Raw genomic sequence first — 23,902 nt, 5'->3', positions numbered from 1 at the left:
GCCTCAAGGATTCGCTACGCCGGGCTTACGCCCGTCCTTGACCCGCCAAACCTACCCACTCAAAATTCAAAAGAGGCGGAATACTGGACGCATTTCGAGACCCATCCAAGTTCCGGTGGCGAACCCATTGAATTCAGCTTTCAGTGGCCTCCCCTTTTTTGACACAGAATTCGCGCTGATCGGTGGACATGATTTCTTCTTGCCCATGCTGAAACACTTCATGCGCGAGCATTCGGAGGCTTGAATGGGATGCGTTGCTGATCACGTCGACAAGAGCGCGCTGTTTGGCGAGCCCACGGCAATCCACCTTGCATCGGCGAGGCTGGTGGACGGCCGTGCGATCCATCACTATCTGATGTTTATCGAACCGGTGCTGGAAGCATCGAAGGCACAGGCAAAACGGATCGAGTGCGTGCTGAGCGAAGCTGCCTTGATGAACATCGTTCCGCGTTGGGCAGACGGAGCGCTCGCGCCAGTGGCGCGATTCACACAGTACCTTGGAGTTCTTCGAGGCGAGCTTCCATGAAATCCAGCGAGCGTTCTACGCGGGTGAACGCGTTGCCCCTGACCTCGTGGTCATGATCATGTCCCCGCCGCATGTTTCATCGATCGGGCTTGAGGAACGCGGGGACGCGGGATTGTTCAGTCAGAAATTTCAGCAGGCCTGGTGGCACGGCTTTCACCGCGCCGCGCGCGCTGGAGCTGAGTGGCGTCCCGGTGCGTTATGTGCCTTATTCAAAAGCCCCTTTTTACAGGAGCGTTGTTCGTGAATCAAAAAAGTGAGCTGAATATTCGTGTGTCCGCCAAGGCCATTATCATCCACCAAGATCATCTCCTGTTGATTCGCTACAAGTCGGATTCGGATGAGTGGTACACGCTGCCGGGCGGCGGCCAGCTGTTCGGCGAGAAGCTGTCGGAGACGCTGGTCCGGGAATGTCTTGAGGAGACCACATTCCGGATTGAGCCCGGCAAGCTGGTATTCATTCGGGAATATATCGGCGCAAATCACGAGTTCGCGGAATTCGATGGTGATACGCACCAGATTGAACTGATGTTCCTTGCATCCCTGGCGGACGAAGGCACGAACCTCCATAACCTGGAGATCAATGCGGACCGGGACCAGGTTGGGGCGCAGTGGGTCAAGCTGGAAGACGTGAAGAACGCACCGCTGTTTCCCGCCGCCCTGCTCAGCCTGATTGCAGAGAAGCAATTCACCGCGAGCACGTCGATCTATCTGGGCGACGTGAACTGAGACTGGAACATGAAGGTTTGCATCGTAGGCCCGTCGGGAGCAGGGAAATCGACGATCTCCGGGGAATTGGCGCGCAAGTTCAATGTTGCCACGTACGAATTCGACGACATCTATTGGGACCTGAGTGGGGCGGAGTTTGTGAAAAACCCGGATGAGTCGATGGCGGCGGCCATCGAAAAGATCATCGAGAAGGACAGCTGGTTCGTCGAAGGTGCGTATGACAAGCGGATGTATCCGCTGCTCGTCGAGTGTTCGTTGATCTTGAAGGTGGAGGTTTCGTTCGGCTTGAGAGCGATACGCTTGATCAAGCGCTTCATTCGTTCATCGATGACGGGCAAGCTGCCCAAGGAGACCTTCTGGAACACCGTCCACTTGGTCAAGTTCTCGTATAGCTTCGACAAGCAGCTCAGCGAATTTCTGTCCGGAGACGCGGCGCTCTCCAGGAAAGTCGTTTCCGTCCACGACACGTCATCGTGCGTCAAAGCGATGCGCGCGATGGGTCTTTGCTGAAGCTATTGCCACATATGAATACTCTCTCGCCTGATGTGCCGCTCATTGTTCTGTGGCTGAGGACCGTGATGAATTTCACGTGAATGGTTCGACTAGGGCGGGAGACTTCATATCGGATGGGCTGGGGTTCGAGGACGCCCCGCGCAAGCGATGAGGCGGCGAGGCTGTTCATTGTCACGCCGGCGCTGAACGAACAGAACCACATAGGCGATTATTTGGCTCACATTTGCGAACGCCTGGCATCGCACGCGGAACTGGTCTCGCGCATGGTCATCGTGTGTAACGATCTGGCGACTTCGTGCATGTTTTGTGCCGTGGGGTGCCGTGTCGCCCTACTGGATACTTTCTTGTCGGTTAATCAGGTGCCGGGTCCGGCCGCGGATTTCAGACAGAAGCTTTTCTGGTGCTCCTCTTATATGGAGATGTTCTGGATGCTCGGTTCGAGGATGCTGGGTGGAAAATAGTGGCGCGGGTACGCCGCGCGGAAGGTAGCGAGCGAATGCTACTGAAGGCGCATCCGCGCGGAACTATGTGCGGATGCGCTATGGCTACTTAGTGGCCAATCCAGGCTTGTGCGCCCAGTTTGGCGCGCGCCTGCTCTGCAGCGGACGTGGTAACTCGTGGTGCGGCATTTCCCCACGAGTTGCGGACATAAGTGAGCACAGCGGCGACTTCCTCGTCCGAGAGCTTCCAGTCGAAGCGCGGCATGCCTGCCCCCGTTGGATTCGTCTCGGTCTGCGGTCCGTCGCTGCCGAGGAGGACCATGTGAAGCAGCGTTGCCGGGTCAGACGCCTTGACGATGGGACTGCCCGCAAACGGAGGAATCATCTTGCGCACGCCATTGCCATTCGACACGTGGCACGCAATGCACTGGCTTTCGTAGACACGCTTGCCGAGATTCATTTCGGAATCGTCAGCTGAAACCGGGGCGGGTGCGGTCGTTGCGCTCGGCGTTTGACCCTTGAGGTAGACCGCGATTGCATGCAGGTCGGCGTCCGTCAGGTATTGAGTCGAGTTTTCGACAGCCTCAGTCATCGGACCAGTCGAAACAGCCTTATCGTTCGAACCCGACTTGAGATAGGCCGCAATGTCTGCCTCGCTCCAGTTTCCGATGCCCGCGTGCGGGTTTGGCGTGAGGTCCGGGGCGTACCAGCTGCCGAGACCACTACCTTGCAGGAAGAGGTCGCTATCACCGCCGAGGAAGTTTTTGACCGTATGGCAGGCGGCGCAGTGACCGGGGCCTTCGATAAGGTACGCGCCACGGTTGTAGTCAGCGCTCTTCGTTGGGTCCGGCTTGAATACCTCGGGCTTGAAGAACAGGAGATTCCAGCCTCCCATGAGCCAACGCTGATTGAACGGGAACGGCAGGCGGTCTTCGATGACGCGGTTGTTCACCGGGGCGACGGTACGCATGTACGCCCACAGGTCGCGAACGTCCTCATCGGTCATTCGCGAATAGGCCGTATAGGGCATCGCCGGATACAAATAGCCGTGCGTTCCCTTGCCGTGACGAACGGCGCGGTCGAACTGAGCGAGGGTCCAGCTACCGATGCCAGTGTTCTTGTCCGGCGTGATGTTGGACGAATCGATTTTCCCGAATGGTGTTCCGATTGCGTAGCCGCCTGCGAATGGCTTGCCCCCTTGCGCGGTATGACACGCCGCGCAGTCGGCAGCGCGAGCAACGTACAGACCGCGCTGGATTTCGGCTTGCGTTGGCGCGACCTCGCTATCCGCTGCGCCCGGCATCGTGTAGGTCTTGTGGAGGTCATAGGTCACGCCAGCGGCATACGCGACAGCCGCCGCGACGCCAATTCCGACGAGCGACAGCCCCAGTTTTTTGATGGTGTTGTTCATGGGCATGTCCTTAGCGAATCAGCGAGCCGGGCTGGCGCACGTAGTCGTTGATAATCGCTTTGGCGGTCCAGAGGGTGAGCGCGGAGAGCGTGCCGGTGGGGTTGTAGCCTCCGTTGTTCGGATACGAGGACGCTCCGCACACAAACAGGTTATGCACGTCCCAATGCTGCTGGAACCGGTTGAGCACCGAACTCGCCGGGTCAAGACCCATGACTGCTCCACCAATGGTGTGCGAGCTGTCATAGCCACGGAACGGGGAATTCGGCTGGTCAGGGAACGCGACCGCTTCCCATGACTTTGCGCCCGATTCGCGACAGATATCGTTGATGCGGTCGCGAACAAAGCGCGCCATGCGCCGGTCGTTCTCGTTGTAGTCGAAGGTCATGCGCAGAAGTGGTTGACCGTTTCCATCCTTGTAGGTCGGGTCGAGCGACAGATACGAATCGACGTGGGCGTACGACGTACCTTGGCCCTGAATCTTCCCGTAGTTCTGGTAGCTCTTCTGGAATGCGCGCTTCCACTCCGAGCCCCACAGTTTCGTACCGGGCGGGACACGGTCGGTCATGCCAATCGGTGTTCCCTGGTCCGACAGTGCCTGGATGCCGGCGCCACCGAGAAAGCCGAGGCCAGTGTGGTCGAAGTTGTCGCCGTTGAAGTCGTCAATCTGCGTCGAGAGCGCGCCAGTGGAGATGAACGGGTTCATCTGCTCGTTCTCGAAATACAGGAAGCCATATGACATGGTCTGATAGTTGTATGCACGGCCCACAACACCGGTGCGCGTTGCCGGGTCATACGGCGTGCCCATTTGCGACAGGAGAAGCAGACGAACGTTGTCGAGTTGGTACGCAGAGAACACCACGATGTCGGCAGGCTGGAAACCGGTATTGCCGTCGGAATCGAGGAAAGTGACACCAGTCGCGGTCTTGCCATCTTTAGACTTTTCCGCGCGCAGTACCGTGCATTCGGTCAAAAGCGTGAAGTTCTTGCGCATCGTGAGCGCAGGAATCACGCAGGCATTCGGCGATGACTTCGACCAGTTGCCGCAACCGTAGAAGCCGCAGAATCCGCAGTACGTGCACGGTGCGAGATTGATGCCGAGGGGGTTGGTGTACGGCGCGCCGATAGTGCCAGCGGGAATGGGAAACGGATGGTATCCCATGCGCTCGGTCGTTTTCTGGAACATGTCGTTCCAGTGCGAGCGGACGAGCGGGGGCGTAGGGTACTCGCTCGTGCGCGGACCCTCGAACGGATTTCCGCCCGCGTTCACCTTTCCATTGAGCACGCCCGCCTTTCCGCCGATACCGGCAATCTTTTCCCAGCGGTCGTAGTGCGGTTCCAGGTCGTTATAGCTGACGCCCCAATCCTGCACGATTAAGCCATCAGCGAGCTTCATGCTGTGATAGCGTTCCCTCCAGCGGGTGGCCATTTCGAAGTCGGAAGGATTGAAGCGCCAAGCGTTGGCTGCCCAGTGCTTGCCTGCACCGCCAACGCTATAGCCCATTTGCCAGATGTTCCAGTCGCGGCCGGGCAGTGCGGTTTCGCTCGTCTTGTTGCGGAACGTCAGTGTCTCGACGCGCGGAGGCTTGAGCACTTCGCGACGCACGCCGTAACGCAGTTCGTCTGCTGCAATGTTCGGAGAAAAGTTGGTGTGAGTCTGTTCCCATGCACCGCGCTCAATGGCGACGACGTTGAGGCCCGCTCGAGTCAGTTCTTCTGCCATCAGCGAGCCTGTCCATCCAAGGCCGACGATGACCGCGTCCGCCTTCGGTCGTGTGTAATTCATTAGAATCCCTATATCCTGTTGTGGAGACGTTTCTCTGAGTCGGGGTTAGATGCGGCCGGCGATGCTGACCGGCTCAATGTCCAGTTTCTTGCCTTTCATCTCGGCGTAGTCGCGGTAGTCGTACCGCGCGCCGGGGAAGCCAATCATCTTCCAGCCCACCATGTCCTTGTTGCCGCCGTAGATGGGGTCCGCAAGGAAGCCTTCCTGCACGTTTGCAAGGAACTGCTTGAAGAGCACGCCACTGTCCACCGACGCCAGTTGCAGCTTGCCCGCCTCCATTTCTTCGAGGAACGCATCCTGTTGCGCATGCGTGAGCGCCTCAAACTGCTTTCCGAAACGACGCTCGCAAACGGCCTCAATTTCTGCGAGGCCCTCGCGGTAGCATTCGGCCGGAGTGAGGGGGCTTTGGTCACCCTGCGATGCGGTCCCGTTTCGATATGGGCCCAGCTTGTATTTCCACTCGCCACGACCGTAGTCGCCAGCCAGTTGATGGTCGATAAACCCCACGCAGCCCGCTTCGGACGCACTGATGCTGACTTCGTCGGCGGGAATCAATCGGTCAAAAATCGCAGCGACGAGGGAGGCTTCCTGTTCTTTGAAGAACACCCGTTTGCTGATGTCCACCGGGACGGGCGGAGGGGTCTCTTTGGCAAGCCACTTCGTCCCGCCCAGAAGGACGCGGGATGCCGCGCCCACCGGACGATAGATTGCTGCGGCAGTGGTGGTGGCAATCAGTGCGAGGCCGGCTTTCAGTACGCTTCGACGTTGCATGTGGGTCTCTCTATGGTCGGCAGTCACGGGTGAATTCGCAAAATGCGAGGGCGTGCAGAAGCCTGCCTGATAGGCGGGCGGTACTATGGTGGGCATGCGTGCTAACGGGCAACGAGCTGGCGACGGACGCGAGGCTTCTTACGTCCCTTTGACTACAGGGCCAGCCGGGCGCTGGCTGCTTACGGCGACGAGGTTGCGCGGTAACGTGGAGTAGTACGGGTGGAGGCAGCGAAGACTGACGGCATGGCGGCGGCTGTTTTTACTGAGATCAAATGAGAACGCTCCCATTTTGGCAAAATAAAAATGGCTCGAGCGTTCGAACCATGTATCCCTGCGTCTTCAGGGCACCTGAGGGTTTACCCATCGACGGCGAAGGTTAAGTTCAAATATGCCACGTGTCAATCTGACGCGTCCCAACAGACTTTTTCGATTCTTGGCGAAGCCGGATAGAATCAAACGACTGCTGGCGCTGCTGCATTCGAGGCCACGAGTATTTGTTGAATATTGAGCACGAGTATTTGTTAAATATTGAGGTGAAGATTGGTATCGGACAAGCGCGATGTTGCAAGGAAGTTTGCGACTCTGGAAGACGTAGCGCGGGAAGCGGGCATGTCACGCGCTCAGGTCTCACGTGCGCTTCGCGGTGACCCCGGTGTCAAGCCCCAGACCCGCGCACATGTGCAGGAAGTTGCGCAAGCACTGGGTTATCGCCCGAACCTCGCTGCGCGAAATCTTGTGTCTGCCGATTCGAGGACGGTAGGCCTCATCATTGGCGAGCCGCAAAATCCCTTTCACATTCAGCTTGCACAGGCAATCGACAGAGAGCTAGCAAGAGTCGGACTCGACTCTATCGTCTCGTTGCGTGCACTTGACGACAAGCTCGCGCTGAGTGAAATCGACCGTATGATGGGGCTGCGCGCGGCGGGCATTATTCTCATCAGTAAGCCGCGTGAGCCCAAATCAATTCTTCCGATGGCGAAGAAACTTCCGTGCGTCTACCTGGGTAAAAGCGTGCGCTTCCGGAATGTCTCGACGGTCGACATCGATGACGAGGGAGGGGTGACGCAGGCTGTGCAGCATCTGATTGGGTTGGGACATCGTCGTATCGCGCACATCGCAGGTACATCCGAAATCTCAGCAAAGGAGCGGACTGACGCCTATCGCGCCGCGATGGAAGCAGCAGGGCTTACTTCTGTCGTTTTCGCCGGCGCTCACGATGCAGCAACCGGCCGCCATGGAGTAGATAGTCTTATGAGCGGAAGACGGAAGCCGACAGCAATTTTTGCGTCGAACGACGCGATTGCTCTTGGGGCGATGGACCGGTTGCGCGGTTTGGGTTTGCGAGTGCCGGAAGACGTCTCCATCATTGGTTTCGACGATGTGCCAGCCGCCGCGAGCGAGACGTATTCCCTTTCGACCATCAGGCAAGACACCGAGAAGCAGGCCCGGTCGGCCGTTGCTGCACTTCAGGCGCTCGCGTTCGAAGCAGGGCAACGAGTTACGCACGTCGTCCTACCTGTGAAACTGGTACTTCGTAGTTCAGCTGTGCCACCGCCTCCTGAGGGTTCTTGACAGCTTCGCGCGCATTCTTGGACGCACTCGTGATATTACGTCACGCGCAAGGAGCATCTTCCCATCCTTGACGGTCGTCGCGACGACCAAAAAATTCTTTATTCATCCGTGTTGCGAAACGCGCATCGCGTTCTCCGTACTATTCCCCCCGAGGCTGCAGCATTCGCTTCACCGTCAAGGCGAGCGGAACGGTGAAGAAGAAGTGGGACATGAAGCCGCCGATGATCACGGCCGGATCGTAATAATTGGGGTGATTGTCGGAGGCGATCATGATCGCCACATGCATCACGATCCACGCCAGCACCGCGTAAAACAACGCCACAAACGTCGCTTCGTAGCCGCGTCGGCGAAAGTAAGGCCAGATCGTCGCAAACAGAACGCCCCACGCAATCGCGAACACCAAGTGAATGCCCGTGCCGACCACATAAGCCCAGATACCGATCGACTCCTGCACCTGCTTGCCGAACACCAGACCCGTCGCGTTGCGCGGAATACCCGCCAACGGCATCAAATGCTGCGCCCCGACCCAGATCAGGGCTTCGTAAATCCAGATGATCACGGCGCCGACCAGCCCGCCGATCACCCCCGCACGGATCACCGCGTTGCGGCTCGGCCAGTCCGACACGCTGGACGCCGTAGGTTTGTTGAGCTCAGTTCCGCTCACGCTGAAATTGCCACTCATGTCTGCTCTCCTTGAAACGCGTCATATGACGGGCGTCGTGACGCCGACAGTCCCCGTCTCCTGCCATAAGACTGCTGCTGCAGAGCCGCTCAGGCATCGGCCACGGGACTGGTAATGAAGCGCAGCGCAAGCCGATTCATGACGATGGCCACGGCCGCGATGACGGCAGGCACGGCGAGCACGGAGAAGACCGTCGCGAAACTGAAGCCCAGCGACAGCAACGCGCCGCCGACTAGCGAACCCAGAATGCCGCCGAGCCGGCCGAACCCGAGCATCCAGCTCACACCGGTTGCACGGGCGCGGGTCGGATAACAGGTCGGCGCGAGTGCATTGAGTCCGGTCTGCGCGCCGCTCATGAAGAACCCGGCACACGTGACGAGAACCGGAAGCAGGTTCGACTTGAGCGTCCCCATGCCCAGCGCAAAGATGAACACGCCGCCAAGCAGATACGCCGCACCGATCACCGAGTTGCGATCCATCCGGTCCATCGCAAAGCCGACGGCAACTGCTCCCACCGTCCCGCCCAGCTGGAACATCCCGGTAATCGCGGCGGCGCGTTCGACCGGCAAGCCCGCGTCCTTGATCAGCGTGGGCAGCCAGCCGGTCAGCAGATAGATGATCAGAAGGCCCATGAAGTACGTGAGCCACAGCATCAGCGTGCCGAGCGCGTATCCGTCCGCGAACAGCATCCGCACGGGCGCCTTCGCGGCGATCACAGGCTCGGGTGCGGTGAATCGCGTGTCGTGCCCAAAGGCGTATCCGCATACCCGTCCCAGCGTGGCCGCGATGCGTTCGGCCGCCATCTTGCGCACCAGCATCAGACGCGCGGACTCAGGCAACAGCCACAGCAGCAACGGAACGCTCAGGATCGGCAGGATGCCGCCGAACATGAACACCGCGCGCCAGCCGAAGTGCGGGATCAGCGAAGCCGCCACGAAACCGCCGGCGCCCGAGCCGAAATTGAAACCGGTGAACATGATGGTGAGCAGCAGGGAGCGGCTGCGCGACGGGACGTACTCGGACAGAAGCGTCGTCGAGTTCGGCATTGCGGCGCCCAATCCAAGTCCCGTCAGGAAGCGCAGTGCGACGAGCTGGATGGGTGACTCGGCATAGGCGCAGATCAGGCTGAAGAGGCCGAAGCAGAACACGGAAGCGATCAGCACCTTCTTGCGTCCGATGCGGTCGGCGATCGGCCCGGCGGCCAGCGCGCCGATCGCCAGTCCGACCATGGCGGCGCTCATGACAGGACCGAAGGCTGCCCGGCTGACGTTCCAGTCGTGCATGATGACAGGCGCCACAAAGCCCATCACGGCCGTGTCCAGCCCATCCATCATCACGATCAGAAAACATAGAACGAGGACGAGCCACTGGTACGCCGACATCTTTCGTGCGTCGATGAACGCCTTGATGTCGACTGAGTCTGCAGATTTCATGCGTGTCTCCGGAGAAAATAGTTTCCCGCCCCGGATTTCTGTCGAATCCGGGGTCTTATTGGTATCGAACGGTATCTAAATAAAAAGAGCCGCCAAACGGATGCGGCACAGGGAACGAGCGCGGTCAGACCGCTTCGGGCACCCTGCGCGTCTTCAGGAACGCTTCGAGCGTTTCGCCTCGCATGCTCGCGTACATCCCCAGGTTGGTGATCTTCACCACCCGCGCAAATTTCTCGAGGACGAAGAAGCACACGCCATAGCGAATCAGGCCAATCCAGTCCGTGTTGTCGACGAGCGCGCGTTCCTCTGCCGTCAGACCGGCAGCGTCGTACGCGGCTGCGCGGTTTTCCAGCCAGAGCGTGCGAGCCTGCGCTTCGCGCATCTGCCAGAAGAAACGGTTCAGACGCATCGCCTTCATGCTCTGGCGAATATCGAACGGATAAGTGCCCGTCAATGCCTCGATGCCGACCAGTTGCGGATTCATTGCGCCACCTCGTCTTCGTAGATCGTCACCGCCATCGCGGTACTCGTCGCAAGGTAGTAGTTGCGATGCAGTTCGCGGACCTTCGGCCCCAGCGCACCGCGCATCGCCAGCCACATGATCGTCTCGACGCTCTCGGCGCCGCCGAGCCGCACGTAGTCGACGTGCTTCATCGCCGCAAGACGCTGCGGCTCATGGACGATCAGATCGAGGAACTCTATGTCCCATTCGGTATTGTTGAAGCCGCTTCGCTCTCCGTGGACCTGGTGAGAGAGGCCGCCTGTGCCGACCACCACGACGTCCAGATCCTGCTCGAACGACTCGATCGCGCGGCGCAGCGCCTGACCGAGGCGGTAGCAGCGGTTCGCCGTGGGCAGCGGATACTGCAGCACGTTGACTTCCATCGGCACGAGCGACACCGGCCAGCCGCCATCATGCGGCAGCATCAGCGACAGCGGCGAGTTGCAGCCGTGGTCGAGAGGACGGTCCTGGAAGATCGTGAGGTCGAACTCGTCGGCGACGAGCTGCTCCGCAATGTGGATAGCGAGATCGGGATGCCCGGCGATGTCCGGCAGCGGACGCTTGCCCGCGCCCTCGTCCGCGAACTCGTGACTGGCGGAAACACCCAGCGCGAACGTCGGATAGCAATCGAAGAAGAAGCTGTTGGCATGATCGTTATAGAACATCACCATCACGTCCGGCTTACGCTCGGCGAGCCACCTGGCGACCGGCTCGTAGCCGATAAAGAGCGGCGCCCATGCGGGATCGTTCTGCTTGCCCTTGTCGTACGCCATGCCGATCGTCGGCACGTGCGACGTGCCGATCCCACCAATGATTCTTGCCATATCCCGTTGTCTTCCGTTACTTCATGCTGCACGCCAATCGGATAGGTCGCCGCTACCGGGGAGGCAGCCATCGCAACCATCTTGGGATACAAAGATATAAATTGCATGGGTTTCCGGGAAGTGCGGGTAAACCACATGCGGTCGCGAGAAATAGCTTGCAAGGTGCCTGATTGCTGCCACCCAGACGCTCCAGCGGCCGCTGCGAGCCCCATCGCATCAAGCACACCCGGTATCCCGAGCATGCGTGCCGCCTTCGATTCCACTCAACCGCTCATTGATATGCCATAAACAAAACAGATGGCGCTGAAACGAAGTCGCAAGCCGGTTTGCAAGCGTGGTGCGACGGTTGGCGCATCGTTATACTGGATAGCGTCGAATGAGTACATACCCATGAACGAGACCACCCAGCAGGCGATTGTTCAGACGTTACGCGAGAAGATTCTTGCGGGCGAACTGTCACCCGGACAGCGCCTGGTGGAAGTGCAGCTCGCACAATGGCTCGGCGTGTCGCGCACGCCGTTGCGCTATGCGTTGAGCGTGCTGTCCGCGGAAGGGCTGCTCGACAGATCGGGCGGGCGCGGCTATGTCGTGCGGCGCTTCAGCGTCAGGGATGTGCTCAACGCCATCGACGTGCGCGGCGTGCTCGAAGGACTCGCCGCCCGTTCGGTCGCGGAAGGCGGGGTGGGTGCGGCGTTGGCGGCTTCCCTGGAGGACTGCCTGCGGGCAGGCGACGATATCTTCAACGCGGGGCATCTGAAGAAAGGCGACGACGTGCGATATGCGGCGATGAATGGGCGCTTTCACGCGCTCATCGTCGAGGCTGCCCAGAACACGGCGGTCAGCGCCGCCTTGAGCCTGAACGACAAGATTCCATTTGTCTCCCCGTTCACGATCGCCTTCGACGAATCCGCGAGGGAACGCCAGTTCATGATGCTCATGTATGCACATCGCCAGCATCATGCGATCACCGACGCGCTGAAAAAAGGTGAAGGCGCGCGCGTGGAAGCGTTGATGAAAGAACATACGCAAATATCGAAAGAAAGCCTGAATCTGTCGCTGCCGGCGTTGCATCTGATCGCAGGCGAGGCATGACGACAGCACAGGCCACCTCTTCAACAACCGTCCGCTAGCCAGAGCGTCCCATCCGTGAGCAGCAAAGAACTTCTGAACCTGGCGCAACTGCGCGCGTTTCGACTCGTCGCCGATATGGGCAGCGCGACACGTGCGGCCGCGGCGCTGTTCCGTGCCCAGTCGGCCGTGACACGTTCCGTGCAGGAACTGGAGTCGGCACTCGGCGAGCCGCTCTTCGACCGCAGTCCCTCGGGCATGCTGCCGACAGCGGTTGGCCGCGCCGTACTTCAGCGCTGCGAGCGGATCTTCGCCGAACTGGAAGAACTCGCGCAGTGGTGCTCCGCAAAACAGGCGCGCCGGCGGCCGGCAGTAGAAGGCTCTCTACCGGCCTATCTGCTCAACACCCGGCGGCTCCAGTTGTTCACCGCGCTGGCGCGTCATCGGCACATGCCGAGTGCGGCGAAGACCTTCGGCATCAGTCAGCCGGCCGTGAGCACCGCGATTCGCGTGCTGGAAAGCGGCTCCGGCCTGAGTCTGTTCCATCGCAGCCCGCGCGGCATTCTGCTCACGACCGAAGGCGAAACGTTTCTGCTTCACGTGCGCCGCGCGTTGAACGAGTTACGGCATGTGCCCGACGATATCGCCGCCTTGCACGGCAAGATCCAGGGGGCGGTGACCGTCGGCGCGTTGCCGCTCGGGCGCACGCTGATCCTGCCCAGAGCGATTGCGCGGATGACCACGCAAAATCCGGGCGTGCGGGTCGTCACCGACGAGAGCGCCTACGAGGCGCTGGTTGCGGGGCTGCGAGCAGGCGATATCGATTTCATTCTTGGCGCGCTGCGCGACAATGACGCCGCCAGCGGCCTGAGGAACGAGCGCCTGATGTCGGAAGATATGGTGGTTCTGGTTCGCCGCGATCATCCGCTCACTCGCGAGCGTGATCTGACGGTCATGGACATGCGCAACGCGCAATGGATCTTGCCGCGCAGCAACGCGCCGGCTCGTGCGCTGTTCGAAGCGCAGTTCAAGCGGATGAAAGTGAAGCCGCCAATGCCGACGGTCGAGACCGCGGACCTCGCGGTGATTCGCGGCTTGCTGCTCGGCACAGACATGGTCGCCGCGCTGTCAGGCCAGCAGTTGCACTATGAGGTTCAGTCGGGTCAGCTGGAGGTGCTCGACGTCAAGCTGCACAATACCCGGCGCGACATAGGCCTGACCATGCGCGCGGCCGGCACCCCGTCGCCCGCGGCACGTGCGTTGATCGACGCGATCCGTCTGTCGGTTGTGGACGTCGCGCGTACGATCAGTCTTGCCGCCAATTAGGCGCCGCGCACGTTTCGTACATCGATACCTGTACGCCTTTGGCGGCAAGCGCCGAGCCGAGAATCCCGCCCGCCTCGCCGAACCCAACGAACGCGACCCGGTCGAGCGCGACCCGCTTCATTGCGCTCATGCCCGCTCCTGCCACACCGACGACGGGATGCCAACCGCCCCATCGAAGAGCCACCTTGCCGTGCGCAACAGCGCCGCGCTCAGCACCTCGGGTTGGTCCGGGTCGCCGCCGAGCGCAAGCTCCACCGTGAACTCGCCAGTCGGATGTTCGACCGACACGCGCTTTCGCGTTCCATCGCTGTCCACATCGGCGATGCCGTCACAGACCGTTCCCGGCAGCACCGCCGCGGTGGCGACGCTCACCGCGCCGAGTACGCCGATCGATGCATGGCAGCGATGCGGGATAAAGCTGCGTGTACAGATCGTTCCGCCATGGCGAGGCTCGGCGACAAGACACATCTTCGGGACCGTGCGCGCCCTCACGTCGCCGAGATTCATCATCGGTCCCACCGCGAGCCTGATCTTTTCGATGCGCGCCTTCAGAGCTTCATCCGCGTCCAGTTGCTCGCGCGTTTCGTAGCCGGTGCGCAGCAGATCGCGCGCCCGAATCAGCACGAGCGGCATGCCGTTGTCGATGCACGTCACGTCGACGCCGTCGACGGTATCTCGAAGACGGCCGGTAGGCAGCAGCGCGCCGCACGTGGAACCGGCCGTGTCCCTGAACTCGAGCGGAATCGGCGAGGCCAGACCCGGCACGCCGTCGATGCGCGCATCGCCTTCATAGGTGACGCGGCCGCCCGGCGTGCGAACGGTAGCGACCGCAATCTGGCCGGTGTTCACCATGTGAATCGCGACTCGTGTGCTGTCGCCCTGCACTTCGACGAGGCCGCGCTCGATTGCAAACGGACCCACACCCGCGAGAATGTTGCCGCAGTTTTGACCGAAATCGACCCGCGCTTCGTTCACCACAACTTGTGCAAACAGGTAGTCGACGTCGGCGTCTTCGCGTGTGGAGGGCGAGATGATCGCCACCTTGCTCGTCAACGGATCCGCGCCGCCGATACCGTCGATCTGACGCGGGTCCGGCGAACCCATCACGGCGAGCAGAACGCGCTCGCGTTCTGCCTGATCGGCCGGCAAATCCGACGCCAGAAAATATGCGCCCTTTGACGTGCCGCCGCGCATCATCATGCACGGGATGCGCGTTTGTGTGCGACTGGACATCGCCGTGCCTCCGTCAAAGGTCCTCGGCCGAGGCGACGTAGCGCAGGCCCTTTTCCGCGAGCTTCTCGCGCATCGCGTAGTAATCCAGTCCGAGCGTGCCGCCGGCAAGCACCGAACGCGTCTTCTCTTCCTTCGCCATGCGCGCCTGCGATGCCTGCGCCACGCGCGCGACCGTGCCGAGCGGAACGACTACGATGCCATCGTCATCCGCGACGATGACATCGCCGGGATGCACGATCTGCTGCGCGCACACTACCGGGACATTGACCGAGCCGAGTGTTTCTTTCACCGTACCTTGCGCGGACACCGCCTTCGACCAGACAGGGAATTTCATTTCCTTGAGCGAGGCGACGTCACGGCAGCCTGCGTCGATGATCAAGCCACGCACGCCGCGTGCAGCAAGCGAGGTGGCGAGCAGATCGCCGAAATAACCGTCCTCGCACGGCGAAGTCGGCGCCACGACCAGAACGTCTCCCTCGCGGCATTGCTCGACGGCGACGTGCAGCATCCAGTTGTCCGACGGCGGCACGAGCACGGTGACCGCCGAACCCGCAATTGCAGGGCCCGAATAGATCGGCCTCATGTAAGAAGCGAGCAGGCCCAGGCGGCTCTGCGCCTCGTGTACGGTTGCGGCGCCCGCATGCTGCAGCACGGCCGCATCGCGCGCATCGGCGCGCTGGATATCTGTCACCACGATGCCCCGTTTCATGCCAGACCTCCGGTAACAGTCGGTGTGACACGCTGATAGCCTTCCGCATACTTGATGTCGCGCACCGCGGTGATGCCGATGTTGCGCTTGGCCTGCACGCCGCGCTGCAAGGCGACGCGCGTGTAGTACTCCCACAAGTGCTCCTGGCCCGCCATGCACTCGATCGCGCGGCGCTTGATCTCCCATACCTCGGTGATATCGAGGAACGTGTTCGGCATCCATTCGCACTGCTCGGTCTGATGCGGCTCGAACGCATAGACGGGCGGCGCACCGACAATCTTTTGCCCGGGGTTGTGGCCTTCAGCCTGCGCGATGATCCGCGCTTCCTGCGCGACATGCATGGCGAGCGGATGATCGAAGTTGTATGGGTCTTTCTGCGAATGGCTCAATACGAAAGCCGGCTGCAACTCGCGGTAAACATCGACAAGCCGCATCAACGCATCGTCCGATACGCGCAACGGGTAATCCCCGAGGTCGAAGAATTCGACTTCCGCGCCGAGGATATCCGCAGCCCGCTCGGCCTCTTCCCTGCGCGCCGCCTTGACCTTCTCGATCGTCATTTCGCCCTTGCGCCAAAGCTTGGCCGACTCGCCGCGCTCGCCGAACGAAAGACACACGACCTTCGCACGGTATCCATTCTGTTTGTGTAGTGCGATCGCGCCACCTGCACGCCACACGAAGTCGGCGCTGTGCGCACTGACCACCAGCATTGCCTTGTCTGCCATTTCCGACCCACCAATATTCGCTATGTGACAGGCGTCATTGTAGGATTCGAAGGAACGATGGAAGCACCTAAAGCAGCCTGCAACTCCATCTAATCTGTTTATCGGCCGCGCTGTGCAGACAGTTTTGACAGGACAAGCGCCGCCCGGCTGACAGTGCCCAAAAACCCGCCCATGTTTCCCGCCCTGTTGCGCAAAGCCGGCGTCCCCGTCCGTGCCGATGCAGCTAGTCATGAATGACCTGGACGAAATCCAGGCGTTGGCGTGAGTCGCTTATTCAGCCTGCGGTACGGCAAATTCCTGAGCCAGCTTGCGCGCCGCATTGGCGAACATCAGGATGTCGACGCCCGTGGCAACGAATGTGCAGCCCAGTTCGAGGTAATGTCGCGCCAGCGCGGGGTCCGAGGTCAACGTGCCGGCGGCTTTGCCCGACTCGACAATAGTGCGCATGGCGGCATCGATCGCCCGCTGAACTTCCGGATGCCCAGGCTTGCCGCGATAGCCCATCGATGCCGCCAGATCGGCCGGTCCGATGAACACGCCGTCCACGCCCTCGACCGCGCAGATCGACTCGAGATTCTCCAACGCGGTCACGGTCTCCGCCTGCACGAGCACGCAGATTTCGCTGTCGGCGACCTCCAGATAATCGGTCCGCGCGCTCCAGCGCGAGGCGCGGCCCACCGCGCTGCCCACACCACGAATGCCATGCGGCGGATAGCGCACGGCGGACACGACCGCGCTCGCCTGCTCTGCGGTGTCGATCATCGGCACCAGCAGCGTGCGGGCGCCGATGTCGAGCAGGCGCTTGATCAAGGCCGGATCGCCATTGACCGGGCGCACCACGGCCTCCGCTCCGTAAGGCGCCACCGCCTGCAATTGCGCGAGGATGCTGCGCAGGTCGTTCGGCGCGTGTTCGCTGTCGATCAGAAGCCAGTCGAAACCGGCGGTCGCGCTCACTTCGGCCAGGTAAGCGTCAGCCATGGAAAGCCAGAAGCCGATCCGGCGGCGCCGGGCGGCAAGAGCGGATTTGAACGGATTAAGCACTGACGTCCGCGTTGCGCTGATCATGGTTCTCGAACTCCACAGGTTTGTCTTCGAACTGGATGGGTTCCACTTTGCCAAGCAGAAACACGTAGTTGAGAATGGCGATCGCGATCAGCACCGATGAGAAAACCAGCGCGGGGATAAACGATCCCGTCGCGCCGACAATCGCGCCCGTCACCACCGGACCAACCACGCCGCCCATGTTCGACACCATGTTCTGGGTGCCCGCGACCATCGACACCATGTTCCGCGGCGCGACATCGGCAGGCAGCGCCCACACCTGGGACGCGGCGACGGTCGTGCCCGACTTGGCGATACAGAGCAGCACCACCGCCATGACCGCGGATTGCGCAAAGGCCGCGAGACCGATGCTCGATGCCATGACCAGACCGATGACGAGAAAGAGCTTGCGGGTGGCGGTGAGCGAAAGCTTGCCGGAGCTGTAGACGCGGTCGGACGCCCATCCCGCCAGCACTTCGACGAACATCGATATCACGAGCGGCAGCGATGCCATGAAGCCCATCTCCATCAGGCTCATGCCGCGCTCCTTGACCAGGTAGGTGGGCAGCCACGTGATGAAGAAGTACGAGTTGTAGTTGATCATGAAGAAGCCGATGCACATCGCCCAGATGTTTCGATGAGCGAATAACTTCTTCCAGCAGGCTTTCGGCTTGCGGGTATCGGCGTGCGACGAGCGCCGCCCGTCGCGGATATGAGCGAGTTCCGCCGCGTTGACCCGCTTGTGATCGGCAGGCGAGTCCTTGAATGTGAACTGCCATACGACGCACCAGACAAGACCCAGCGAACCGGTAATCGCAAAGGTGATTTTCCAGTCGAAGGTCGCGAGCAGGTACGCGATCAACGGCAATGCAATCGCGCCACCGAGCTTCGAGCCGCTGTCGAAAATGCCCGCGACCGTCGCACGCTCCTTCTTCGGAAACCATCTGGAGGCGATACCGGCGTTGCTCGGATAAGCGCCCGCTTCGCCGATGCCGAGCGCGACACGCAGTGCGACAAGCGACTTGAGGCTGCTGGCGAGCCCGGTGGCAGCGGTCGCCAGCGACCACCAGAATACCGCGAAGCCAAGCACCTTCTTCTGGCCGAACCGGTCGGCCAGCATGCCCGCCGGCAATTGAAGCAGCGCATACGACCAGAAGAACGCCGACATCACGATGCCCATTTCCATCGCGCTCAGATGAAACTCCGTCTGAATGTGCGGCGCCGCGGCGGACAGCACGGTGCGGTCGATATAGTTGATCGCGATCGCCGCCCACATGAGGCCGGCCACCAGCCAGCGCACCTTCGATCGTGACTCCCGTTGCGGGTCGCCTTGCATGTCTTGTCTCCTGTTTTGTATTGGCACTTCCGGTTGCGGATCGTGCGACGCTTCGAGGCGTCAGCTCACGATACCCATATGCCACGGTACGAACTCGTGATCTCCCAGGCCCAGCAATTCGCTCTTTGTCCGTTCGCCCGAGGCGGTGCGCAGAATGTGCTCGAAGATGTCCTGCCCCATCTCCTGCACCGAGCGCTCGCCGTCAAGGATAAGTCCGCAGTTGATATCCATGTCCTCGCCCAGCCGCCTGAACATCGGCGTATTGCTGGCGAGCTTGATGGTCGGCGCAGGCTTCGAGCCGAACATGGAGCCGCGTCCAGTCGTGAAGCAGATCAGGTTGGCGCCGCTCGCGATCTGACCGGTCACCGCAACCGGATCGTAGCCGGGCGAATCCATGAAGACGAAACCCGCGCGGTCGATCGGTTCGGCGTATTCGTAGACGGCCTGGAGCGGCGTGGTGCCGCCTTTCATCGCGGACCCCAGCGACTTTTCGAAAATATTCGCGAGGCCGCCCTGCTGGTTGCCCGGACCGACCACGCCGTTGAACTGCCCATTGTGCCCATGCGTGTAGCGTTCCCACCAGGCGAGCCGGTCGAGCAGCTTCTGCCCGACTTCGGGCGTCACCGCGCGGCGCGTCAGCATGTATTCGACCCCGTGAATCTCCGGCGTCTCCGAGAGGATCGCGGTGCCGCCATGGCGCACCAGCAGATCCATCGCCGCACCGAGTGCGGGATTGGCCGTGATGCCGGAAAAGCCGTCAGAACCGCCGCATTCCAGACCGATCTTCAGATGGCTCGCCGATACGCGGCGCCGCTCGATGTCGTTCGCCGCCGGCAGCATCTGCTCGATGGCCGCCACGCCTGCCTCGATCGTCGCGCGGGTGCCGCCTTCGTTCTGCATCACGAGCGCGTGCATCGTCTTGCCGGTCGCGAGCCCCTGCGATTCCAGCAGGTCCGCCACCTGGTTGCGTTCGCAACCAAGGCCGACCACCAGCACGCCGGCGAGATTCGGATGCCGCGCGTAACCGGCCAGCGTACGCCGCAAAACGTCGAAATGCTCGCTCGGCGAGGACATGCCGCAGCCGCTCGTTTGCGCGAACGCCACCACGCCGTCGACATTCGGGTAGCGTGCGAGACGCTCGGGCGTGAACCATGCGGCGATGTGCTTGATGACTGTCGCGGAGCAATTGACGGAGGCGAGGATGCCGATGAAGTTGCGCGTGGCGACGCGTCCGTCCGGACGCACGATGCCGGCGAAGGTTGCGCGATCGGCTTCGCGCACGTAGTCGACAGGGCGAACGTCCTGGCAAAAACCCGGATCGCGCTCGAAATCGATCAGTTCGATATTGTGAGCATGAACGTGCTCGCCCGCTTCGATATCGCGCGACGCCCGCCCAATCACCGTGTCGTACTTGCGAATGGGCTGGCCCCGCAGGATGCGGGTGACGGCGACCTTGTGACCCGGCGCAACCTGCGCCCGCATGCGGACCGTGGCGCCGTCAAACTGCAGTAACTGGCCGATAGACAGCGCCTCGCGCGCGATCAGCACGTTGTCCGCCTCGTTGAGCCTGATCAGCGGGCCCGTGAAAGCCGTGTTTGCCTGCAACATCCTCTCCGTCCCCCGTGGCTGCGTGATGAACGTCTACCCGAACGTCCACCCGAACGTCCACCCGAACGTCCAAGCGAACGTCCAACCCGAACGTCCGCAGCCGTCACCTGCCGCTTGCCACGATACTGGCAAGCGGTGTCTCAATGTTGATGTTAGCGTGTCGATGCTACGTATGTTACCGGTTTATGTAACCGGTAACATCGCTGCTATCGTAGTATGCTTTTGCGATAATTGCCAGCCACCTTTTTAATTCGACAGAAAATTTCTTGTGAAGAAGACCCGGATAGACTTCAGCACGCCAGCAGAGCGCGCCGCCTCCCGCCGCGCCCGCAAAAGCACTGGCCGCGTCACGCTGAGCGATCTGGCGGCGCTGGTGGGCGTCACGAAGGTCACGGTCTCGCGAGCGTTGAACACACCCGAACTCGTCTCGGTCGACACGCTCGAACGCGTACGCGAGGCGGTGCGGCAAACGGGTTACACGCCGGATCTGATCGCGGGGTCCCTGGCTTCGAATCGCAGCCGCCTGATCGTCGCGCTGATTCCGGCTATGGCGGGAAGCATCTTCCAGGAAACCGTGGCGGCGCTGACTAACGAGCTGGCCGCCGCGGGTTATCAATTGCTGATCGGCCAGAGCGGCTACGACGAATCGCGTGAAGACGCGCTGCTCGACGCCATCGTGGGCAGGCGCCCCGCAGGCATCGTGCTGACCGGCGTGATTCACTCGGAACATGCCAGGCAAAAGCTTCAGGCTTCAGGCATTCCCGTCGTCGAAACGTGGGACATCACGCGGGCGCCGCTCGACATGCTGGTTGGTTTTTCTCATCAGAAGGTCGGCAAGGCCGCCGCACGCTATCTGCAAACACGTGGCGCGCAACGGCCGGCCGTGGTGAGCCCGAGCGATCGCCGCGCGCAAACGCGCGCCCAGGCATTCGTGAAGGCGTTCGGTCCCGCAACGGGGATTCCCGTCATATCGGTCGAATCGCCCGCCAGTCTGGGCGACGGCAAGCGAGCGTTGAGCGCCCTGCTCGATCAGCACCCCGACATCGACGCTGTGTTCTGCGGCGCCGACATCCTTGCCCTGGGCTTGCTGATGGAGGCCCGAAGCCGGGGCCTGGCGGTCCCGCAGCAACTGCGGGTAATCGGTTACGGCGACCAGAACTTCGCGCCGGACACGGACCCGCCCCTCACCACCATCCGGATCGACGGCACCCGAATCGGCAAACTCGCGGCGTCCATGCTGGTTGAAAAGATTGAAGGCGGCGACGAAAGGCCACGTATCGTCGACGTCGGCTTCACGCTGGTCGAGCGCGACAGCGCCTGATAGCCGCCTGGGCGCCAAGGCTGACAACCGCAGGCCATTCAGGCAAAGTTCGCGCGGCCGGCGAGCATTTGAAATCCGCACGCGAAGGTCAAACCGTTCCCGCGCAAGCGATCATTCCGATAGAAACGTATTCCCGCTACTCGCTGTATTGACCCGTCGCCCCAACGTAGCAGCGCTCGCATGAGGCTCCTGCATGAGGCTCCTGCTACCCGCCGCCTCGCAAGAAGGACGGGTAACGGGTAACAGGAGCGCCAGGTCAGCTCAGCGAAGGTTGCCTTACTGACTAAGGTTATCGTCCCAGCGGCTCAGGCTCTGGCGGTAGCTGCTCCAGTTGTTGCCGCCCGTGCAGATCAACTGCGATCCCTGGACCTGGCACGAGGCCTCATAACCCGGCGAGTAGAGCCATTCACCCACCCAGTGCGGCTTGATGCGCGCGCCTTTCGCCGGCGGCGTGTACGAGACAAAGTTTGCTGCGTCGTCCGTGCTGCCGGAGCCCGTATAGCGAGCCACTGCCGGATACGGGAACACGGGGCGAGTCCGCGTCGTCTGACGGTTTGCGTCTACGATCGAAGCGACGATCTCGCCCGGCTTCACGCCGCTCTCGACCCACGCCATCGCCGAGCTCAGGATGTCGAACGTGTTCGGCCCGTTTCCGCCACCGCAGTGGGCGACGCCGGGGAACAGGTAGAACGTCGTGAACTGGTCGACCTTGTCGCTACCCATGACGGCCTTCATTTGCTCGTAGTACTCGATCGTCCCCTCGGGCGTGATGTGCTGGTCTTCGAGGCCATGCCACAGGATCAGCTTGCCGCCACGGCGAGCGAACGAGCTCAGATCGGGATCGGTAGCAGCCTGATAGTTCGAAGTCTGCACGGTTTTCATGAAGGAATCGATCGTGAACTTCAGGTCGCCAATCGTGGCGGTGGGGTTGGAGCCGTTGAAGTAGTCGAGGTAGCGCAAGAACGGCATAACGAAGTTGATGGTGCCGCTCGGCCCGGCATCCGTCGCCGGCACGAACAGCGACCAGTTCAGCTCCGAGCCCCACTCCCGGGAGATCGGCTGCTCGAGGTGGATGCCGTTGGCATCGGTCGCACCATCATGTATCTGGCGTACGACAGCCACCTCCGCCGGCGAGAGGCAGGTCGATGCGGCCTGTCCTTTCGCACAAAGCAGCGTAGCCGGTTCGAAGCGGCACGCATGCGGGTCGTCGATTACCCCGTCGGTGACGCCATCGATGCTATCGCACGCCTTCAATACGGCTGCGTGGATCAGCGGCAGCTTGCTCGACAGCAGGATGTACTTCCCGGTTGTCGGATCGACGTTCACATGCGCTGGCCAGGCGTGATGGAACGTGTTCTGCACGAGCAGGTCGTTGGCAGGGGCGCCCGCAGCAATGCCGTCAAAGTCATCCGGATAGCGTTGCGCTTCCATCAACGCCTCGCGGCCACCATCGGAGCAACCGTCGAAGTACGAATACTTCGCGGGCCGGGCGTAAAACTTGTTGATGATCGCCTTGGCCACCTGCGACGTTGCATGCTCCGCACGATAGGCGAAATCAATCTTTGCCTGGGGATTGAGTGCCCATGAGCCGTCGTTAGCCCCTTCATGCCCCATGTCGGTCGCGGCCATCGCGATCTGCCCGTTAGTCACGGGCACACACGTCGAGGCCATGGGCGCATTGACGGACAGGTTGCCGCAAAGGCCGCCGCAACCAGTCTGCAGGTAGCGCTGCGTCCAGCCTTGGGTCGGCAGCTGCAACTCGAAAAGCGAGGCGCCTGGACCCATCGTACCCTTCACATCGCAAACGGCCGCCGGAAGCTTGTTATTGCCCACGGTCGTCCCCGCGGGGAGCACCGTTGCGGATGTGATGGTGACCGTACCATCGGTCACCCCGCTCAGGTCGAGGCTCGCCACGGCGGAGCAATCCATGGCAGGCATGACCGCCGGAAGGTTCGCCAGTCCGGTGGCGGCGCTTGCGCCGAGCGGCCAGGCCATCATCGCGATCAGAGCGGCGGCCCCGGCGAGCGCGGCCAACAATCGGCGGGCGGCGCCCTGTTGAAGGAACCTCATGTTTCTCAAGATTCCAGTCGCTATCAGCAAACCTTGTGTCACCCATCCTGCATTGCAGAGTACAGGCATCTTTGCCTCCTGTCGTTTTCGTCGGTTTTCGTCGGTCTTCGTCGATTAGCCGCTGGGCGAGCGCTGTCAGCGGCCGTTGGCAGCGGGATAGCTAAAAGCACACCGGAAGCGGCCTCGATGCGCGCGTACCAATATAGGTGGCTGGCGCACGCGAAAGAAGGAGCGAAAGTGTCGACTGAAGGCAGGAGAAAATTAGCAACCCGAATGTTTCGA

Annotated in this window: 23 protein-coding genes; 8 read left to right on the top strand and 15 right to left on the bottom strand. The window is 61.4% G+C overall.

Going from position 1 to position 23,902, the window contains the following annotated elements; translation table 11 throughout:
• The 4 genes from AC3WLT_RS26620 to AC3WLT_RS26605 all read left to right on the top strand — a co-directional run.
• The coding region (locus AC3WLT_RS26620) for a hypothetical protein (protein WP_492594669.1) at window positions 1-244 on the top strand (244 nt) is incomplete at its 5' end.
• Entirely contained in the window at window positions 245-526 is a 282-nt protein-coding gene (locus AC3WLT_RS26615; protein WP_492594668.1) for a hypothetical protein, read from the top strand. It begins immediately after the preceding gene.
• A 240-nt stretch (window positions 527-766) separates the two neighbouring features.
• On the top strand, window positions 767-1,252 hold the full coding sequence (locus tag AC3WLT_RS26610; RefSeq protein ID WP_492594667.1) for an NUDIX domain-containing protein: 486 nt from the start codon (window positions 767-769) through the stop codon (window positions 1,250-1,252).
• 9 nt (window positions 1,253-1,261) lie between these two features.
• Window positions 1,262-1,762: a P-loop NTPase family protein gene (locus AC3WLT_RS26605; protein WP_492594666.1), complete on the top strand. Its 501-nt coding sequence runs from the start codon at window positions 1,262-1,264 to the stop codon at window positions 1,760-1,762.
• A 552-nt stretch (window positions 1,763-2,314) separates the two neighbouring features.
• On the opposite strand, the gene AC3WLT_RS26600 is transcribed toward AC3WLT_RS26605, so the two are convergent.
• The 3 genes from AC3WLT_RS26600 to AC3WLT_RS26590 are packed head-to-tail and all read right to left on the bottom strand — an operon-like array spanning window position 2,315 to window position 6,170.
• Window positions 2,315-3,616: a cytochrome c gene (locus tag AC3WLT_RS26600; RefSeq protein ID WP_492594665.1), complete on the bottom strand. Its 1,302-nt coding sequence runs from the start codon at window positions 3,614-3,616 to the stop codon at window positions 2,315-2,317.
• Between the two features lie 10 nt (window positions 3,617-3,626).
• Window positions 3,627-5,399 (bottom strand): GMC family oxidoreductase, encoded by a 1,773-nt coding sequence (locus AC3WLT_RS26595; protein WP_492594664.1) that lies wholly within the window; start codon window positions 5,397-5,399, stop codon window positions 3,627-3,629.
• Window positions 5,400-5,444: 45 nt separating this feature from the next.
• Complete coding sequence (locus AC3WLT_RS26590; protein WP_492594663.1) at window positions 5,445-6,170, bottom strand: gluconate 2-dehydrogenase subunit 3 family protein; 726 nt, start codon at window positions 6,168-6,170, stop codon at window positions 5,445-5,447.
• A gap of 540 nt (window positions 6,171-6,710) precedes the next feature.
• Between AC3WLT_RS26590 and AC3WLT_RS26585 the strand changes: the two genes are divergently transcribed.
• Window positions 6,711-7,742 (top strand): LacI family DNA-binding transcriptional regulator, encoded by a 1,032-nt coding sequence (locus AC3WLT_RS26585; protein ID WP_492594662.1) that lies wholly within the window; start codon window positions 6,711-6,713, stop codon window positions 7,740-7,742.
• 139 nt (window positions 7,743-7,881) lie between these two features.
• Here AC3WLT_RS26585 and AC3WLT_RS26580 read toward each other — a convergent pair whose 3' ends face one another.
• The 4 genes from AC3WLT_RS26580 to AC3WLT_RS26565 all read right to left on the bottom strand — a co-directional run bounded on the left by AC3WLT_RS26580 (window position 7,882) and on the right by AC3WLT_RS26565 (window position 11,183).
• Window positions 7,882-8,424: a hypothetical protein gene (locus AC3WLT_RS26580; RefSeq protein ID WP_492594661.1), complete on the bottom strand. Its 543-nt coding sequence runs from the start codon at window positions 8,422-8,424 to the stop codon at window positions 7,882-7,884.
• A gap of 89 nt (window positions 8,425-8,513) precedes the next feature.
• The gene (locus tag AC3WLT_RS26575) at window positions 8,514-9,857 is read right to left on the bottom strand and encodes an MFS transporter (RefSeq protein WP_492594660.1); all 1,344 of its coding nucleotides are present in this window, start codon (window positions 9,855-9,857) and stop codon (window positions 8,514-8,516) included.
• Window positions 9,858-9,981: 124 nt separating this feature from the next.
• Window positions 9,982-10,341 (bottom strand): protocatechuate 3,4-dioxygenase, encoded by a 360-nt coding sequence (locus AC3WLT_RS26570; protein ID WP_492594659.1) that lies wholly within the window; start codon window positions 10,339-10,341, stop codon window positions 9,982-9,984.
• Window positions 10,338-11,183 (bottom strand): gallate dioxygenase, encoded by an 846-nt coding sequence (locus tag AC3WLT_RS26565; protein ID WP_492594658.1) that lies wholly within the window; start codon window positions 11,181-11,183, stop codon window positions 10,338-10,340. Before AC3WLT_RS26565 ends, AC3WLT_RS26570 begins: the two co-directional genes overlap by 4 nt.
• Before the next feature lie 390 nt (window positions 11,184-11,573).
• Here AC3WLT_RS26565 and AC3WLT_RS26560 point away from each other — a divergent pair, with 390 nt between their 5' ends.
• Together AC3WLT_RS26560 and AC3WLT_RS26555 are read left to right on the top strand one after the other, a co-directional pair.
• The gene (locus AC3WLT_RS26560) at window positions 11,574-12,275 is read left to right on the top strand and encodes a GntR family transcriptional regulator (RefSeq protein WP_492594657.1); all 702 of its coding nucleotides are present in this window, start codon (window positions 11,574-11,576) and stop codon (window positions 12,273-12,275) included.
• 54 nt (window positions 12,276-12,329) lie between these two features.
• A complete protein-coding gene (locus AC3WLT_RS26555) occupies window positions 12,330-13,577 on the top strand; it encodes a LysR family transcriptional regulator (protein WP_492594656.1) in 1,248 nt (415 codons plus the stop codon).
• Here the strand turns inward: AC3WLT_RS26555 and AC3WLT_RS26550 are convergent.
• From AC3WLT_RS26550 to AC3WLT_RS26520, 7 genes are all read right to left on the bottom strand, one after another.
• Window positions 13,558-13,707: a hypothetical protein gene (locus AC3WLT_RS26550; protein ID WP_492594655.1), complete on the bottom strand. Its 150-nt coding sequence runs from the start codon at window positions 13,705-13,707 to the stop codon at window positions 13,558-13,560. The two genes, AC3WLT_RS26555 and AC3WLT_RS26550, sit on opposite strands and share 20 nt — an antisense overlap.
• Window positions 13,704-14,810, bottom strand: a complete 1,107-nt coding sequence (locus AC3WLT_RS26545; RefSeq protein WP_492594654.1) for a 4-oxalomesaconate tautomerase — start codon at window positions 14,808-14,810, stop codon at window positions 13,704-13,706. Before AC3WLT_RS26545 ends, AC3WLT_RS26550 begins: the two co-directional genes overlap by 4 nt.
• A gap of 13 nt (window positions 14,811-14,823) precedes the next feature.
• Window positions 14,824-15,519 carry a 4-carboxy-4-hydroxy-2-oxoadipate aldolase/oxaloacetate decarboxylase gene (locus AC3WLT_RS26540; protein WP_492594653.1) on the bottom strand — a complete coding sequence of 232 codons (696 nt, stop codon included), beginning with the start codon at window positions 15,517-15,519 and terminating at the stop codon, window positions 14,824-14,826.
• Entirely contained in the window at window positions 15,516-16,244 is a 729-nt protein-coding gene (locus AC3WLT_RS26535; RefSeq protein ID WP_492594652.1) for a PIG-L deacetylase family protein, read from the bottom strand. The genes AC3WLT_RS26540 and AC3WLT_RS26535 overlap by 4 nt, the downstream gene beginning before the upstream one ends.
• A 270-nt stretch (window positions 16,245-16,514) precedes the next feature.
• The gene (hpaI, locus tag AC3WLT_RS26530; RefSeq protein ID WP_492594651.1) at window positions 16,515-17,309 is read right to left on the bottom strand and encodes a 4-hydroxy-2-oxoheptanedioate aldolase; all 795 of its coding nucleotides are present in this window, start codon (window positions 17,307-17,309) and stop codon (window positions 16,515-16,517) included.
• On the bottom strand, window positions 17,278-18,621 hold the full coding sequence (locus AC3WLT_RS26525) for an MFS transporter (RefSeq protein ID WP_492594650.1): 1,344 nt from the start codon (window positions 18,619-18,621) through the stop codon (window positions 17,278-17,280). Before AC3WLT_RS26525 ends, hpaI begins: the two co-directional genes overlap by 32 nt.
• Window positions 18,622-18,681: 60 nt before the next feature.
• On the bottom strand, window positions 18,682-20,229 hold the full coding sequence (locus AC3WLT_RS26520) for a UxaA family hydrolase (protein WP_492594649.1): 1,548 nt from the start codon (window positions 20,227-20,229) through the stop codon (window positions 18,682-18,684).
• Window positions 20,230-20,581: 352 nt separating this feature from the next.
• Between AC3WLT_RS26520 and AC3WLT_RS26515 the strand changes: the two genes are divergently transcribed.
• On the top strand, window positions 20,582-21,550 hold the full coding sequence (locus AC3WLT_RS26515; RefSeq protein ID WP_492594671.1) for a LacI family DNA-binding transcriptional regulator: 969 nt from the start codon (window positions 20,582-20,584) through the stop codon (window positions 21,548-21,550).
• 276 nt (window positions 21,551-21,826) lie between these two features.
• Here the strand turns inward: AC3WLT_RS26515 and AC3WLT_RS26510 are convergent, their stop codons facing one another.
• Window positions 21,827-23,689: a tannase/feruloyl esterase family alpha/beta hydrolase gene (locus tag AC3WLT_RS26510; protein WP_492594648.1), complete on the bottom strand. Its 1,863-nt coding sequence runs from the start codon at window positions 23,687-23,689 to the stop codon at window positions 21,827-21,829.
• Between the last annotated feature and the right edge of the window lie 213 nt (window positions 23,690-23,902).

Source organism: Paraburkholderia sp. FW306-2-2C-D06C (assembly GCF_058781505.1).
Note: the sequence above shows the minus strand (reverse complement) of the source record. Positions and strands in the feature narration are given on the sequence as shown.